Genomic DNA, 15,088 nt, shown 5'->3' on the forward strand with positions numbered 1-15,088 from the left:
ATGGCGGCGATGGCCGCCTGTCCGCTGGAGTTTATGCCGAGCCCCGACCAGGGGAACTCGGCGGTTTCGCGCTCTTGTCGAAGAACGCCCGGCACGTTGCCGAGACTAGATGGATCTGCTATCACGAAAAGTCCATGTTCGGTGTATTAGATAGCTTAGTGGGGGACTTATGAGTATTATCAAGCCCTGTGCGATCATGATGGGAATTCCGATGACGCCCACGAGGATCGGCAGGCTGATGAGGGACGCGCCGAGAAAACTCAGGCCGACCACATAGAATCGTAGATATCCCCGCAGCCAGGAATCGCCGGAGGCCCGGAACACCACCAGCCGATACCACGGGTACACGATCACCACGGTGACGAAGTGGCTGGTCACGACCAGGACAAGGTAGGGCACCGCACCCTCGGCGGCGAGCAATGCTAGGCCAAGAAGACAGTAATAGACAACTGCCGTCATGGCGCCGGCCATTAGGTATGTGATGCGGTTTCCAGCAAAAGTGGAGATCAGAGTCAGCCACCAGAAATGCGGCTTTCTGTCGCTTTTGGTGTGGCTCTCCACGTCAACCATGTCGCCCGCACTCCAGATCGTCACGTGGTGGGGGGCTGCTTGATTGTAACCGGCTCACACTGGATGATCGGGGGACCAATGTCGGTGTCGGTGGTAATTCCGTGTTACCGATCCGCGCGCACTCTTCCAGCGCTGGTGGCCAGAATCCTGTCGACCATGAGCGAGGCATCCGTCCGTCACGAGGTGATCCTCGTCGTCGACGGCAGCCCGGACGACACCTGGGCGACGGCCGCCGGGCTGGCCCGCCGAAACGAGGCCGTGCGGGCGATCCACCTCTCCCGTAACTACGGTCAGCACAACGCGCTGATCGCCGGCATCAGGGAGGCGGCCTTCGAGGTCGTCGTCACGTTGGATGACGACCTGCAACATCCACCGGAGCAGATCCCCCTCCTGCTGGCCGCCCTTGAAGGCGACCGTCTCGACCTCGTCTACGGCGTCTCCTACCGTGAGGAACACGGCTTTCTCCGGAGCTTCGCCTCCCGATCGGTGAAAGCCGGGATGTCCAGCGCGCTTGGCATCCGCTCCGCCCGCGCGATCAGCGCCTTCCGCGCCTTCCGCACGCGGCTGCGCGAGGGGTTCCAAGAGCTGTCGGGGCCGCATGCCTCGGTCGACGTGGCCCTGTCGTGGGCCACCTCCAAGGTGGGGTCGGTCAGCGTACGCATGAACGAACGCCATCACGGGCGCTCCAACTACTCGGCGCGGCTGCTGATCCGGCATGCGGTGAACATGCTGCTCGGCTACAGCACGGCGCCCCTGCGGGCGGCGAGCTACCTCGGATTTCTGGTCGGCATCGTCGGCCTGCTGCTGGGCGGCGCCGTCCTGTGGCGGTTCGCCACGGGCGAGACGACGGTGGCCGGCTTCACGACGATCGCCTCGATGGTCGCGCTCTTCTCCTCCGCGCAACTCGTCTCCATCGGTGTCCTGGGGGAGTACATCGGCCGCATCCATGGCAGCGGCATGGGCCGGCCGACCTACGTCGTGTGTGAACGCGTCGGACCGACCGCCTCCGCCGACGTGGGTCCCGCCGGCCCTAGCGTTCCCGTCCAGGCAGGAGCGCGCTCCGGACCAGATGAACAGTGAGGACCGTCCGTACGGGCTCGAACCCGTATCGGGCCCACGCCCGCTGTACGCGCGTGTTGTGTCCCTGGGTGGAGATGACGACTTCGTCCCCGCCGCGCGCCAGCGTGCGGTCCTCGACCGTCTTGAGCAGGTGGGGGTACAGACCGCGTCCTTGCACCTCCGAGACCACGCCGGCGAGCAGGATCTCCGTCCGGGATTCGGCCTCGTCCAGCGTGGCCAGCGCGAGCACGCGCGAGGCCGCCCCGGCCGCGGGCCGATCCAGCAGCGCCAGGCAGCCGCCTTCGGCGGCCGACCGCAGCGCCCATTCCTGGTAGCCGGCGAGCGCGTCGGCGGGGTCGAACAGGGGATTGGCCAGGTAGTGGTTTCCGTACGAGAGGAAGATGTCGGACACCAGATCCTCGATCACGGCGGTTCCGGTCAGCTTCGTCGCCCGCAGATCGGGTGACGCCTCGGGCGCCCGGCCCTCGCCGGCGCGCAGCCGCCAGTACACCAGGGAGTCCGCGAAGACGGCGGTCCGGCCCAGGGCGGTCAGCTGGGCGAACCAGCCGACGTACTCGGCCGGGTAACGAAGGACGATCACGTCAGCGTCGGATCGTACGACGGCCTCACGGACCGCGGAGAACGCCGATCCGGCCTCGGCGGAGAACGCCGATCCGGCCTCGGCGGAGAACGCCGATCCGGCCTCGGCGGAGACGGTGAGCCGCGCCACCGAGCGGCCGAATCGCGCGGACTCGAGCGGAGACTCCCGCGTCCGCACGGTTTCCGCCTCGATCACGTCATGCCAGGCCATCAGCGCACCTCGTAGGCTCGGACCGCGTCGATCACGCGGGACAGGTGGGTGTCGTCCAGGTCGGCGAAGAGCGGCAGTCGTACGAGACGGTCGGCGACCTCCTCCGTGACCCGGCAGCCGCCCGGGGCCGTCCGCCCGTACCGCAGGCCCGCGGGTGAATCGTGGAGCGGCTGGTAGTGGAAGGCCGCCTGCACGTCACGCTCGGCGAGATGAGCGATGAAGGCCTGCCGGTTCGCCAGGTCGGGGAGCAGCAGGTAATACAGGTGCGCGGGATGCGCGCACTCGTCCGGGATCGTCGGCTGGGCGACCCCGTTCTCCGCGGCCCAGTCAGCCAGTTCCTCGTGATACCGGTCCCATGCGTAGTGGCGCCGGAACTGGATCTTGTCGAACGATTCCAGCTGGGCGGTGAGCTGCGCGGCGAGCACGTCCGACGGCAGGTAGCTGGACCCGATGTCGACCCATCGGTACTTGTCCACCTGGCCGCGGAAGAACCGGCTCCGGTCGGTGCCCTTCTCCCTGAGGATCTCCGCGCGCTCGCCGAGGTCGGCGTCGTTCAGGAGCAACGCGCCGGCCTCTCCGCACTGGATGTTCTTCGTCTCATGAAAGCTCTGGGCGGCCATGCGGCCGAACGACCCGAGCGGACGGTCCTGATAGAAGCCGCCCAGCCCATGGGCGTTGTCCTCGATGACCGCGAGACCGTGTCGGTCCGCGAGCTCGCCGATCACCTCCATCGCGCACCCGACACCCGCGTAGTGGACGACCACGATGGCCCGGGTGCGGTCGGTGATCGCGGCTTCGAGCCGTCGTTCATCCAGGTTCAGCGTGTCCGGCCGGCAGTCGGCGAACACCGGGACGGCGCCACGCAGCGCGTAGGCGTTCGCCGTCGACATGAAGGTGAACGACGGCATGATCACTTCGTCGCCGGGCCGCAGATCGAGCAGGAGCGCCGACATCTCCAGCGCGTGCGTGCACGAGGTGGTCAGCAGCACCCGGGGAGCCTCGGTGATCTCCGCGAGGAGACGGGTGGCCCGCTCGGTGAAGGGCCCGTCTCCGCGGGTGAACCGCCGGAGTACGGCCTCCGCCAGATAGTTGAGCTCGTTCTCCGAGATATGCGGCAGGTTGAAGGGGATCGCCGTCAGGCCGGATGCGTTCACGAACGCAGTGAACAACGGGCCGGACCGGCCGACACGCGTGGCGCCTGGTGGCTGGATGAGGCATTACCCAAGCCTTACCCCACCCCCTCACACTGAGCCGTCAGGGAGCCGATAGACGGCGTAGTCGCCGGACCGGAACCGGAATTCCGCGAAATCGCCGATCTTCGGGCTGGGCTTCCCCCGAAGCTCGTCGACGAAGAGCCAGCGCACTCCGTAGCGCTCTCGCAGGCTCTGCATGGAGGTCTGGCTCGGCGACTGAAAGGCCGTGTCGTTCATCTTGATCAGATCGGCGTCCCAGAACGGCAGGCCTTCCGGCAGCAGCCCCGGACGCCAGTGGCTCAGGTTCGTGGCCGTGTAGGCCCAGCCCTCGACCAGCACGTGCCGTTCCGACAGCGCGGCCACCCACGGGTATCGGGTGTCGCACGGGTTCTCGTACCCCAGGCGGCAGTGCGTGTTGGTGGCCACCAGGTCGTCCGGCTCGGAATGGTCGCGCAACCATCGTCCGGCGGTCAGGGCCCCCTGAGGGATCACCCGGTTCTCCACCGGTCTGACCATCGGATGGGGATCGTCCCCGGTGACGTTGTCGATGGCGGAAAGGACGCGTGCGTGCCAGTACGCGGGCAGGCCGATGGTCGCGAACGCGACGATCACGAGGGCCGAGGCGCGAGCGCGTCCCTTCAGGATCGCCACGAGGAGGCCCGCCAGCAGGGCCAGGGCCACCAGAGTGAGATAGGGCCGGTACAGGATCCCGTCGTCCTGGCCGGCGCTCAGCGGAATCGTGACGCCACAGAGGACGGGGATCAGGTAGGCGGCGAGGAGTCCCGCGCCCATCGAGCACATGACCGCCTTGGGCGACACCCGTGCCCGCCGCAGGAGGATGAGCATCCCATAGGCCGCGACGGCCGCCAGATAGGGGTAGGCCCCCCAGAAGAAGAAGAGCTGGCTCTGGCCGGGGTGCCCGAGGAGCAGCACCGCGCCGAGCCCGGCCGCGCCCATGCCGAGCATGAGGCTCACTCGTGGTCGCATGAGCAGCCGCGGCCTGCTCAGCAGCCCGAGGACGCCGGACCACGTCATGGCCCAGCAGAGCAGGTACACCAACGTGAGACCCAGCACCGAGCCCGCCGAGGGCGTGGTCAGGCCGGTGAGTTTGCTCCAGGTGATGCGCATGAAGGCCAGAGGATCCGCGACCAGCCCCTGCCGCTCCCGGCCGAACAGGACGAACTGCGCGAAGAGGATGCATGCCGTGGTCATTCCCAGCATGATCAGTACGTTCGTGGACGGCCGGCGTCGCCTCATCACCTCGACCGCCGCCACGAGCACCAGTCCAGCGCCGAGCAGGGGCAGATAGGTGGCTTTGGCACCGGTCAGAACCGCCAGGAAGAGCCCGGCCAGCAGCCATTTGCCGGTGTCGGGCCGCCGACGCTCGAGAAGGTCCAGCAGGACGAGGACGAGGGGAGCGAACAGCAGGGCGCCCAGCGTCTGCGTGGGACTTATCCACGCGGTGTCCGGAACCCCTCCCCAGGTGAACACCCCGTTCGTGCCCAGATACAGGGTCGGGGCGCCCACCAGGACGGTGCCCACGACAGTGACGGCCCCACCGATCCATGAGCCCGTGACGCGGCGCCCGGTCATGCCGGCCAGGACGACGAGCCCGGCCAGCATGGGCAGCATGGCCAGGCGGTACAGCAGGACAAGAGGCTCCACTCCGGTCAGCCAACTCGCCGCCGCCAGATGCGCGTAGACGAACCAGTGGTAGGCGAGAGGCTCGCCCACCACCATCGGCACCGCGGGCGGCACATGGTGCTTCAACTCGCCGATCAGCGCCAGATGGAACGGCATGTCGGGATATGACGCCCCGAGGCCGGGCCAGGTGATGGCATGGGTGCCGAAAAACTTGAGTGCGCTCACCGCGACCAGGACGGCGAGGACGAGGGCGAGGCACCATGACCACCACAGGGGAGTCGCCGGCCGGGATCCCGCCCGCCAGTGCCCGCGCAAAGACGGGACCGTGAGGAAGAGCGCGTACGTGGTCAACGGCCACACCGCGACGAGCAGCGGCATTCCGACGGCGCGAGCGCCTATGTAGACCAGGATCTCCACGGCGTAACCGAACGCCAGGCCCAGGGCTATCTCCTCTGCCGCCGTGCGCGGACCGCAGTACAGGGCCCTGATCACCAGGACTCCGGGCAGCGCCAGCCCCAAGACGACGTAGGCGGCGAACAGCGCCATGTCCGTGCCGGATACTCCGTAGCGGATCAGCACGGCAGCGGTGAAAGCCGTCACGGAGGCGGCCGCGAGCGGGCCCGGCAGTGCGGACCTCCAGCGTGCCTGGCGCCGGGCGCCGCGTGCGGCCGGAGCCGGATGCGCTGCCTCCACCGTGCTCAGTTCGCTAATGCTCAGTTCGCTAGTGCTCGGTTCGCTAATGCTCGGTTCGCTAGTGCTCGGTTCGCTAGTGCTCGGTCCGCTCGGCGCCGAACCGTTGACAGGCGAGATCTTGTCCATGGCCGCAAGCTTGGTGCGGTGAGTGCTTCGATCGGGCTTGTCCCCCTGCTCACGGTTGTTTCTTGCCGCTTCCTTGTCCGGGCCAAAGGGTGATGGCTCGCGTTCTCCGGAGATATGCCGATCTCTGCGGCGATTGAGTTCTTAGCGGAGAATCAACATCGGCGTCCGTCCTGCTGGGAAATCGCCCTTCCCTCATCCGATTCACGAGAGAACCGGGCATCGCTGTATTTATTTGCTCATGGCCCCCCGTGACCGGCTGAAATCAGAGCGATCGAGGGACGCATCATGCAGGAAAGCGGGAAAAAGACCGGTTTGCGATGGCGGCCCTTTCGTAGCCGGCCCCTTGTTCTGAGCGCAGGAATTGCGGCCGCGCTCGCCATCCTCGGTGCCGCCCAGGCGCCGGTGCGCGAGGGCGGCGCGGTCGGCGCGGTTGGCATCACCGCGAACCTCGCCTCCCACCCGAACCAGGGCGCGACGGCGAGCCTCGGGGGAGGGACGCCGCTGTCCGTACCCGCGGGCGCTCGTATCGGCAAGGCCACGCGCAAGGGTTTGAAAGCGATCAAGACTGCCCACGGCCGCCCGCCGAGCCCGCCCAGGAGGAGGGGCGCTCGGCCGGCGACCTGCCCGCCGACCTCGGTCATCTGCCTGGAGAACGCTCTTCCCGGCAATCCGCCGAGCGAGTGGGACATAGTGGGGGCGGGCAGTCCCAGCATTCAGGGTTATGCGGCGGATATGAGCGTCAACAAAGGGACGACCGTAGACTTCAAGATCGACACAGACGCCACCGACTACCGGTTGGACGTCTATCGCGTCGGCTACTACAGCGGCATGGGCGCGCGGCTGATCACCACGCTGCAGCCGACCGCCACGTTGCCTCAGGTTCAGCCCACGTGCGGGAGCGATACGGCCACCGGACTGGTCGACTGCGGGAACTGGGCGGTCTCCGCGTCCTGGGCGGTGCCGAACACCGTCGTTTCCGGCGTCTATCTCGCCAAGCTGGTACGCGAAGACGGCACCGCCGGCGAGAGCCAGATCACCTTCGTGGTCCGAGATGACACGCGCGCCGCGGACATCCTGGTCCAGACCTCTGACTCGACGTGGCAGGCGTACAACGACTACGGCGGGAACAGCCTGTACACCGGAAGTCCGGTGGGGCGCGCCTTCAAGGTCAGCTACAACCGGCCGTTCCTCAACCGGAGCGCCGACATCAGCGGCGCGGCGGAGTCATTCTTCTTCAACTCCGAATACCCCATGGTCAGGTGGCTTGAGGCCAATGCCTATGACGTGAGCTATGCCACGAGCGTCGACACCGCCAGGATGGGGGCGGAGCTGCTTGAGCATCGCGCGTTCCTGTCGGTCGGCCACGACGAGTACTGGTCCCTGGAAATGCGGAACAACGTCGAGGCCGCCCGCGCCAGCGCGGTCAACCTCGCCTTCTTCTCGGGAAACGAGATGTTCTGGAAGACCAGGTGGGAGAGCAGCATCGCCGGACCCGTCCTCGCTTTCCGGACCCTCGTCTGCTACAAGGAAACGCTGGCGAACGCCAAGATCGACCCGAGTACACAATGGACCGGCACCTGGCGTGACCCGCGTTTCTCGCCGCCGTCGGACGGCGGCCGGCCGGAGAATGCCGTGACGGGCACCATGTTCCAGGTCAACGGGACCGTCTCCGACTCGGTGGCCGTTCCCGCGGCCTACCGGAGCATGCGGCTGTGGCGCAACACGTCCGTGGCGAATCTCCTGCCCGGCCAGACGGCGATCTTTCCGGCCGGAACGCTGGGCTATGAATGGGACGCGGCGCCCGACAACCTGACGACTCCCGCCGGCTCGGTGAAGTTCTCCAGCGCGACGATAGGCCGGATGGACAAGATCCTGCTCAACTTCGGTGGCTCCTACGGCGCCGGGGTCGCGACCCACAATCTGATCCTCTACCGGCACTCCAGCGGCGCGCGTGTCTTCGGCGCGGGCACCGTGCAGTGGTCGTGGGGTCTCGACGCCGTTCACTACCGGCCTGGTACGCCTACGGATGTCCGGATGCAGCAGGCGACCGTCAACCTGCTCGCCGACATGGGGCTGCAGCCGGCGAGCCTGCAGGCGGGCCTGGTTCCGGGGGTTCCGTCACCGGACACATCCCCTCCGACGACGACGATCACGAGTCCGTCCGCCGGCGCCACCGTGCCGAGCGGCACCACGGTCTCCATTCGGGGGACGGCGGTCGACGTCGGGGGCGGTCAGGTGGGGGGCGTCGAAGTCTCCCCGGACGGCGGCACCAGGTGGTTCCAGGCGAAGGGGCTCACGGACTGGCAGTACAGCTGGACGACCGGCTCGGCCGGGCCGGTGACGATATTGGCGCGAGCGGTCGACGACAGCGGGAATCTCCAGACGACGCCGACCCAGCGGCCCGTCACCATCTCCACGCCATGCCCCTGCACCACGTGGCCGCCGTCCGCGACGCCCGCCACCGTTTCGCAGAACGATCCCGCCGCGGCGGAGCTGGGCGTGAAATTCCAGCCCACCAGTCCAGGCCACATCACCGGCATCAGATTTTACAAGGGGGCGCTCAACACCGGAACGCACACGGGTGATCTCTGGAGTTCCACGGGTCAGCTCCTGGCCAGAGCGACGTTCACCAGTGAATCGGCGAGCGGCTGGCAGCAGGTGAGCTTCTCGACGCCCGTCGCGGTGAGCGCCAACACCACCTATGTGGCCGCGTACCACACGACATCCGGGCGGTATTCGGTAACCCGGCCGTATTTCAACCAGCAGTATTCGTCCGGGCTGCTCATCGGACTGGCGACCGGCGCCGTCTCCGGGGGCAACGGCGTCTATGCGTACAGTGCGACGCCCGCCTTTCCCACCAATACCTACCAGGCCACGAACTACTGGGTAGACGTGGTGTTCTCGCCGTCGAGCACGCTGTGGGACGAGACGGCGCAGCCGGCGATCGATTCCACCGGCGACACCAAGGCGGTCGTCGTCGGGGCGAAGTTCCGTCCCACCTCGAACGGGGTCGCCACCGGAGTCCGGTTCTACAAGTCTCCGCAGAACACGGGAACCCATGTCGGGTCTCTGTGGACGTTGGATGGCACGCTGCTCGCCAGCGCGACCTTCACCGACGAGACTCCATCCGGATGGCAGCAGGTGAATTTCGCGACACCCGTCCCGCTGACCGCGAACACCACGTACGTGACCGCCTATTCCATGAATCCGGGAAACTACTCGATAACCAGGCCGTACTTCACGACGGGATATGGCCGCGGTCCGCTCTACGCACCGGCCGGTGATGAGGTGGCGGGAAGCAACGGGGTGTACAAGTACGGGCCGGCGCTCACGTTCCCCAACAATACCTACCAGCTCACCAATTACTGGGTCGACGTGCTGTTCGACGCCACGGGTTAGCACCGTCGTACGGAAATCCTCCGGCCCGAGGCCGAAACTCGGGCCGGAGCACCCCGCGATCCTTAAAAACCCACCAAGGGCGGGCAAGAACATCGCCGTACTCGGGCGTTCGTACCTGTACGAGGCGCCGGTGTGGTCAAGCTGGCGTGCATGGCCGACGCTCCACCCTTTCCGCGCTCCGCGCCGCCTTCCTACGCACCCACGCCGGAGCCGGGCGTGGCCGGACCACCGTCCGGGCGGAAACGCGCATCGCTGCTGAAGCGCTGTTCGACCTGGCTCCCGCCGACGGCCGTGGTGGCCTGCGTCGGAGTCGCGCTGGGGTTCTATGGCGTCTCCGCTGCGGACCTGGCTCTCTTCAGCCTCTACATCGCCCTGGGCGTCGCGCTGCCGGGCCTGTTGTGGGTCCGGGCGCTGTACCGGGGTACGCCCACGCTGACGGAGGGGCTCGCGCTCGGTGTGACGCTCGGCTACGCGCTGGAGGTCCTCACGTACATCCCGGCACGCGCGCTCGGCGTGCCGCTGCTGGTGATGGCCTGGCCGATCGGCACCTACGTGCTCTTCCTCGCCGTCCCCAGGCTGCGCGGACACTGGAAGGGCGCCCCCGGCGCGGGCAGGACGCCGCTCTGGTGGTCGTGGTGCACCGCGCTGACCATGATCTATCTGGTCGTCTGGTCGGCCGTCAACGTCTTCAGAACCCAAGCCCTCACCTGGCCGGCGATGGGGACGTCGTTCATCGACATGCCCTTCCACCTGGCCCTGGTCGGCGAGTTGAAGCACCACATGCCGCCCATGGTGCCGACGGTCACCGGCGAGCCCCTCGTCTACCACTGGTTCGTCTACGCGCATCTCGCGGCCGCCAGCTGGGTCACCGGGGTGGAACCACTGGTCCTGCTCTTCCGCCTGGCCATCCTGCCCATGCTCGCCGCCCTCATCGTCGTCCTCGGGATGGTCGGGCGTCGCATCACGCGCTCGTACGGGGGAGCGCTGGCCGGCCTCGTGAGCACGATCTTCGTCACGGCGCCGAGCCTGTATCTCGGCGAGACCACCGGGGTGTTCACCTGGAAGACCGTGCAGTCATGGTCGAGCCCGACCCAGACCTTCGGCGCCCTGTTCTTCGCCCCGATCGTCCTGCTCCTCATCGACCTTCTCGGCCGCAAGCCACAGCCGCGGGGCAGGTGGGTCCTCCTGGCGATCCTGCTCGCGGCGGTCATGGGGGCGAAGGCCACCTATCTGCCGCTGCTCGTGGTGGGGCTCGTGGCGGTCGCGTTGGTCGAGACGGTCAAGTGGTTCAGCCTGCCCCGGCGCCCGCTCGCCGCGCTCGGCCTCACCGCGGCGTGCCTGCTCTTCGCGCAGTGCGTGCTGTTCGGCGGCGCACGGCAGGGGATCGTGCTCGATCCGTTGTCGATCATGCGCCTGACCTTGCGGGGTATGACCGGCCTGGCGGCCGGGGCCGAGCCGCCGTCGGCCGTCACGATCGGCGCCGCCCTGCTGTGCGTGCTCTGCGGGGTCATCACGTGGTGTGGGATCGTCGGGCTCGTGGGCCGGCCGAACCTGCTCGCGCGGCCCGTGGTGGTGCTGGTGCTCAGCATGAGCGCGGCCGGTCTCGCGGCGGCGCTCGTGCTCGGCCATCCGCATCAGTCCGAGGGGTATTTCCTCCAGGCGTCCTATCCGTACCTGGCGATGCTCGCGGTCTATGGGCTCATGCTCATCGTACGGAAGGCGCAGGTGCGACTCCGAGCGATGGCGTGCGCGGCCGGCGTGGGAGTGGTGGCCGTCTACGCCATCAGGACGCTCTACGGCGTCAGGCTCCCGCTGGCTCCGGGCACGGACTACACCGTCCTGTTCCTGCCGTACCTCGCTCTGCTGGGTGTGGTCCTGCTGGCCGTCGTCGTGCTGCGTGCCGCGCGCCAGAGCGGGATCCGTACCTGCGCCCTGGTGATCTGCATGGTCACGGCCGCCGGCACGCCCGCCGCCTGGTTCGCCCGGGTCATGCCCGGCACCTTCAGAAGCCCCGTGACCACCGCCCAGGCCCCGGCCGGGGTGGCCGCCAATCCGGTTGGGGCGGCCGCCGTCCAGGTTCGGAACGGGACCGTGCCGCCGCAGGAGATTCCCGAGGGGGCCTTCACCGCTGGGCGGTGGCTGCGCGCCCACTCGGCTGTCGACGATCTCATCGCGACGAACGTGCACTGCCGTATGGGCTACGAAAACCCTTGTGACAGCCGTGCGTTCTGGGCGACGGCGCTGAGCGAGCGGCGGGTGCTGGTCGAGGGATGGGCCTACACGGCGACCAACATGGACAGCTGGCGCCCCGGCGAAGTGGTGGAAACCCGCCCGTTCTGGGATGGGGAGCGGCTCCAGGCCAACGAGGCGGTGTTCCAGGCGCCCTCAGTGGAGGCGATCCGGCGCCTGCGTGACGACTACGGGGTCCGGTGGCTCTTCGTGGACGAGCACCGGATCAGCCCCGGCGTCGACCTCGCCGCCTTCGCCGACCTTCGGCTCCGTGACGGCGACTACGCCGTCTACCAGCTGCCCACGGCGGACCAGCTTCCGGGGCCCCTCTCTGACAACGCCAAGCCGGCGCCCCCGGCTCCCTCCTCGGGAGCACGCCAGACGGGGTAGCGCGGGGTCCACGAACGTCCGCCGGGCATCCCCGTCCTCCCGAAGGGGGCGTCCCTCTGTAGGGACCTCAGCCACGATGGACCGTCGCAGGGCCCGAGACGGTCGTGTGACGAGCCACCCGGGGAACCATCGTGTCTGACCGCCAGGACATGGCAGAGCGCGGTGATCGGCGCCGACACCCGTCGGCGCAACCCCCGCGCTCAATCCAAAACCACCTTCGCCGCCGGTCAGCAGCAGCCGTTCGACTGATCAGCCGACGGGGCCGCCGAGCCCAGTCGCGGTCCGAGCGAATACATACTCATTGCACCCGTGGCCCGCGCAAGTCTTCAGGAAACGCAGCTCGAAGCCACGCTTGCGCAAGAAGTCGAAAATCTCCCCGGGTGAGGCCACTTCAAAGGGGAAGCCGCCGATCCAATCGATCAGATCATGGCGCGTGGACATTCCGCGAGGCCGGACAGCGGCGGGGAGCCCGACGGCACACGCTCGTTTCACCGGCCTGGCCAAGGCTCCACGCATGCCGAAATATGCTCTGAAGATGAGGATGAGCAGCGCCCGCGAGATTCGACCGGACTGCACATAGCGGCGTTTCACGTACCACCACAGACGGCTTGCCAGCCCTTGGTCATTGTAGATCGAGATATACAGCAGTCCGTTCGGCGCGACAAGGCGCGAGGCCGCCTCGATCGCCCGCCACATGGCACCCGTATGGTGCAGCACTCCCCAGGAGTACACGACATCGTGCAGGCCCAGAGATTCTGTGTAATCTTCATCAAGAATGGATCCCTGGGCTATGCTCCAGGCGCTTTCCGGCGCGAATATGCTGCGTAGTTTCGCTGATGCCGCGACGGAATTCACATCGAAGTCGAAAGAGTGGACCTTCGCCCCCAAGCGGTGCGCGGCGAGCGAGAACAGGCCACTGCCGCAGCCGATGTCCAGGAAGGTGCGCCCGCTGAGGTCGGAGACCCCGAGGGCGTCCCTCAGCGAGGTCACGGCCATGGCGATCCGGTGTTCGTCGACCAGTTCGAGGAAGCTCAACCAGTTGTCGCCGAAGGCGAAGCGGTCCTGGGTGGTCTTGTCCACTGAATTTACCGTCATGACTTCACTCCGCTCTGAGAGATGCTCCAAAGAGCGCGTCGCGGGCATCCGCGCAACGCTGGACCCGCACCAAAACGTGGAAATCGCCCTCGGCTGACAAAGGTGCGATCGCTGGCCGGGTAACGCCGTCAACAATACGATCGCCGATCGCGGATATCTACCGGTGACACACATACCGGCGTGTCTACGTCCCCAGGGGGCGATGCCGGTCGTGGGCCGATCTCCAAAGCTTGTCGCCCGTCGACCGGATACGTCCGTTTCGACCTTTCTGGAGCTCGCAAGGTGAAGCCGTACGCCTGGCATATTTCGCGCTCGAAGCCGACCACATATGGCGGAATTTTAAGGAAGCTCTGCCATGTCTTTCAGTCGTTGGCCGCCGCGTTATCGGGCGTCTCCGAGTAAGAAAGTAAGGTGATCTGGTTGGTCTCGGACGACGTGGACGAGGACGACATCGCCGGACCAGCGCCATCAAATACCGAGCAAGGGAGAAACTTTTGCAGGATCATACGCTGATGCGCCGAGATTCGACCCGAGCGAAGATGTCGCAGTCCCTCGAGTCGTCCGACCGACTCCGAATAAGCGTGATCGGCGCCGGTTATCTGGGCACCGCCCACGCGGTGGGGATGGCACAGCTCGGCCACGATGTCATCGCCATGGACATCGAGAAGGAGAAGATCGCGAGGCTGTCCGCGTGCGAGCTGCCCTTCTTCGAGCCCGGCCTCGGCGAGTTGCTCCGCAAAAGCGTGGAGGCGGGCCGGCTTCGCTTCACCGCGTCGTACGACGACGTCGCCGAAGCGGACGTCCACTTCGTTTGCGTGGGGACACCGCAGCTCCCCGGCTCCTTCAACGCGGATCTGCGGTGGGTTGAGACGGCCTTCGCCGAGTTGGCGCGGCGAGTGGCCGGACCGGCGATCATCGTGGGCAAATCCACGGTGCCGGTAGGAACCGCGCGGCGCATGGCCGAGGTCGTCCGCCACCAGACCGACGGCGGCCGGGTGGAGGTGGCGTGGAATCCGGAATTCCTTCGCGAAGGGCACGCGGTCCAAGACACGCTCCAACCCGATCGGCTCATTTTCGGGGTGGAGTCGCGGTGGGCGGAGCAATTGCTCCGGGCCGTCTACCAGCCGATCATCGAAGAGGGCTGTCCCCTCGTGGTGACCGACTACGCCACTGCCGAGCTCGTCAAGGTCTCGGCCAACGCGTTCCTCGCGATGAAGATCTCGTTCATCAACGCCGTGGCGCAGATATGTGAGGCCACCGGCGCTGCCGTGCTGCCGCTCGCCGAGGCACTCGGCTATGACGACAGGATCGGCCGGCGCTTCCTGGGCCCTGGACTCGGGTTCGGTGGCGGCTGCCTCCCCAAAGATGTTCGTGCCCTGTATGCCTGCGCGACGGAGCTCGGCCTGGACGAGGTCGCCACGTTCATCAGGCAGATCGACGCCATCAATCTGAGTCGCAGGGACCGCGCCCTCGCGCTCGGCCGGGAACTTCTGGGAGGCACGTACGCGGGAAGGCGGGTCTGCGTCCTCGGTGCCGCGTTCAAGCCGAACACCGACGACGTCCGCGACTCTCCCGCGCTGGCGGTGGCGACCGCCGCCCATCGCGAGGGCGCGCGGGTCACGATGCACGATCCCGTCGCGATGAACAGCGCACGGCTGGTCCACCCTGAGATCGAGTACGCCGACACGATCGTCACGGCCGCACGGGAGGCCGACCTCGTGATGCTGTTGACCGACTGGACCGAGTTCCAGGACATGGATCCCGCACTGCTCAGCAGCGTCGTGCGGAGCCGGAACGTGCTGGACGGGCGCAACGCGCTGACGCCGGAACGCTGGCGCGCGGCCGGCTGGACCTACCGCGCTTGACTCGGCAGGCCGTA

Annotated in this window: 9 protein-coding genes; 4 read left to right on the top strand and 5 right to left on the bottom strand. The window is 67.3% G+C overall.

All coding sequences use genetic code 11. The features are described from left to right. Positions 1 to 105: 105 nt before the first annotated feature. Positions 106 to 594, bottom strand: a complete 489-nt coding sequence (locus AB0H88_RS11570) for a GtrA family protein (RefSeq protein WP_357643271.1) — start codon at positions 592 to 594, stop codon at positions 106 to 108. Between the two features lie 54 nt (positions 595 to 648). Between AB0H88_RS11570 and AB0H88_RS11575 the strand changes: the two genes are divergently transcribed. Further along, entirely contained in the window at positions 649 to 1,650 is a 1,002-nt protein-coding gene (locus AB0H88_RS11575; protein WP_357643273.1) for a glycosyltransferase family 2 protein, read from the top strand. Here the strand turns inward: AB0H88_RS11575 and AB0H88_RS11580 are convergent. The 3 genes from AB0H88_RS11580 to AB0H88_RS11590 form a co-directional block, all read right to left on the bottom strand. Then, on the bottom strand, positions 1,601 to 2,440 hold the full coding sequence (locus tag AB0H88_RS11580; protein ID WP_357643275.1) for a GNAT family N-acetyltransferase: 840 nt from the start codon (positions 2,438 to 2,440) through the stop codon (positions 1,601 to 1,603). The genes AB0H88_RS11575 and AB0H88_RS11580 overlap by 50 nt on opposite strands. Continuing rightward, complete coding sequence (gene rffA / locus AB0H88_RS11585) at positions 2,440 to 3,594, bottom strand: dTDP-4-amino-4,6-dideoxygalactose transaminase (RefSeq protein WP_357643277.1); 1,155 nt, start codon at positions 3,592 to 3,594, stop codon at positions 2,440 to 2,442. The genes AB0H88_RS11580 and rffA overlap by 1 nt, the downstream gene beginning before the upstream one ends. Positions 3,595 to 3,681: 87 nt before the next feature. Then, positions 3,682 to 5,970, bottom strand: coding sequence for a hypothetical protein (locus AB0H88_RS11590; protein ID WP_357643279.1), 2,289 nt, complete (start codon positions 5,968 to 5,970; stop codon positions 3,682 to 3,684). Positions 5,971 to 6,381: 411 nt separating this feature from the next. Between AB0H88_RS11590 and AB0H88_RS11595 the strand changes: the two genes are divergently transcribed. Beyond that, the gene (locus tag AB0H88_RS11595; protein ID WP_357643281.1) at positions 6,382 to 9,495 is read left to right on the top strand and encodes a N,N-dimethylformamidase beta subunit family domain-containing protein; all 3,114 of its coding nucleotides are present in this window, start codon (positions 6,382 to 6,384) and stop codon (positions 9,493 to 9,495) included. Positions 9,496 to 9,645: 150 nt separating this feature from the next. Further along, positions 9,646 to 12,114, top strand: a complete 2,469-nt coding sequence (locus tag AB0H88_RS11600) for a hypothetical protein (RefSeq protein ID WP_357643283.1) — start codon at positions 9,646 to 9,648, stop codon at positions 12,112 to 12,114. 249 nt (positions 12,115 to 12,363) lie between these two features. Here the strand turns inward: AB0H88_RS11600 and AB0H88_RS11605 are convergent, their stop codons facing one another. Beyond that, a complete protein-coding gene (locus AB0H88_RS11605) occupies positions 12,364 to 13,194 on the bottom strand; it encodes a class I SAM-dependent methyltransferase (RefSeq protein ID WP_357643285.1) in 831 nt (276 codons plus the stop codon). A gap of 527 nt (positions 13,195 to 13,721) precedes the next feature. Between AB0H88_RS11605 and AB0H88_RS11610 the strand changes: the two genes are divergently transcribed. Then, a complete protein-coding gene (locus tag AB0H88_RS11610) occupies positions 13,722 to 15,074 on the top strand; it encodes a UDP-glucose/GDP-mannose dehydrogenase family protein (protein ID WP_357643287.1) in 1,353 nt (450 codons plus the stop codon). Positions 15,075 to 15,088 lie beyond the last annotated feature (14 nt).

Origin of the sequence: Nonomuraea sp. NPDC050680 (assembly GCF_040654555.1) — a bacterium.
In the GTDB taxonomy this organism is placed as follows: Bacteria; Actinomycetota; Actinomycetes; order Streptosporangiales; family Streptosporangiaceae; genus Nonomuraea.

What these genes read in the sequence shown, in the direction of transcription:
- AB0H88_RS11575 (WP_357643273.1), top strand. Translation starts at nt 649, where the DNA reads ATGTCGGTGTCGGTGGTAATTCCGTGTTACCGATCCGCGCGCACTCTT.
- AB0H88_RS11580 (WP_357643275.1), bottom strand. Translation starts at nt 2,440, where the DNA reads ATGGCCTGGCATGACGTGATCGAGGCGGAAACCGTGCGGACGCGGGAG.
- AB0H88_RS11595 (WP_357643281.1), top strand. Translation starts at nt 6,382, where the DNA reads ATGCAGGAAAGCGGGAAAAAGACCGGTTTGCGATGGCGGCCCTTTCGT.
- AB0H88_RS11600 (WP_357643283.1), top strand. Translation starts at nt 9,646, where the DNA reads ATGGCCGACGCTCCACCCTTTCCGCGCTCCGCGCCGCCTTCCTACGCA.
- AB0H88_RS11610 (WP_357643287.1), top strand. Translation starts at nt 13,722, where the DNA reads ATGCGCCGAGATTCGACCCGAGCGAAGATGTCGCAGTCCCTCGAGTCG.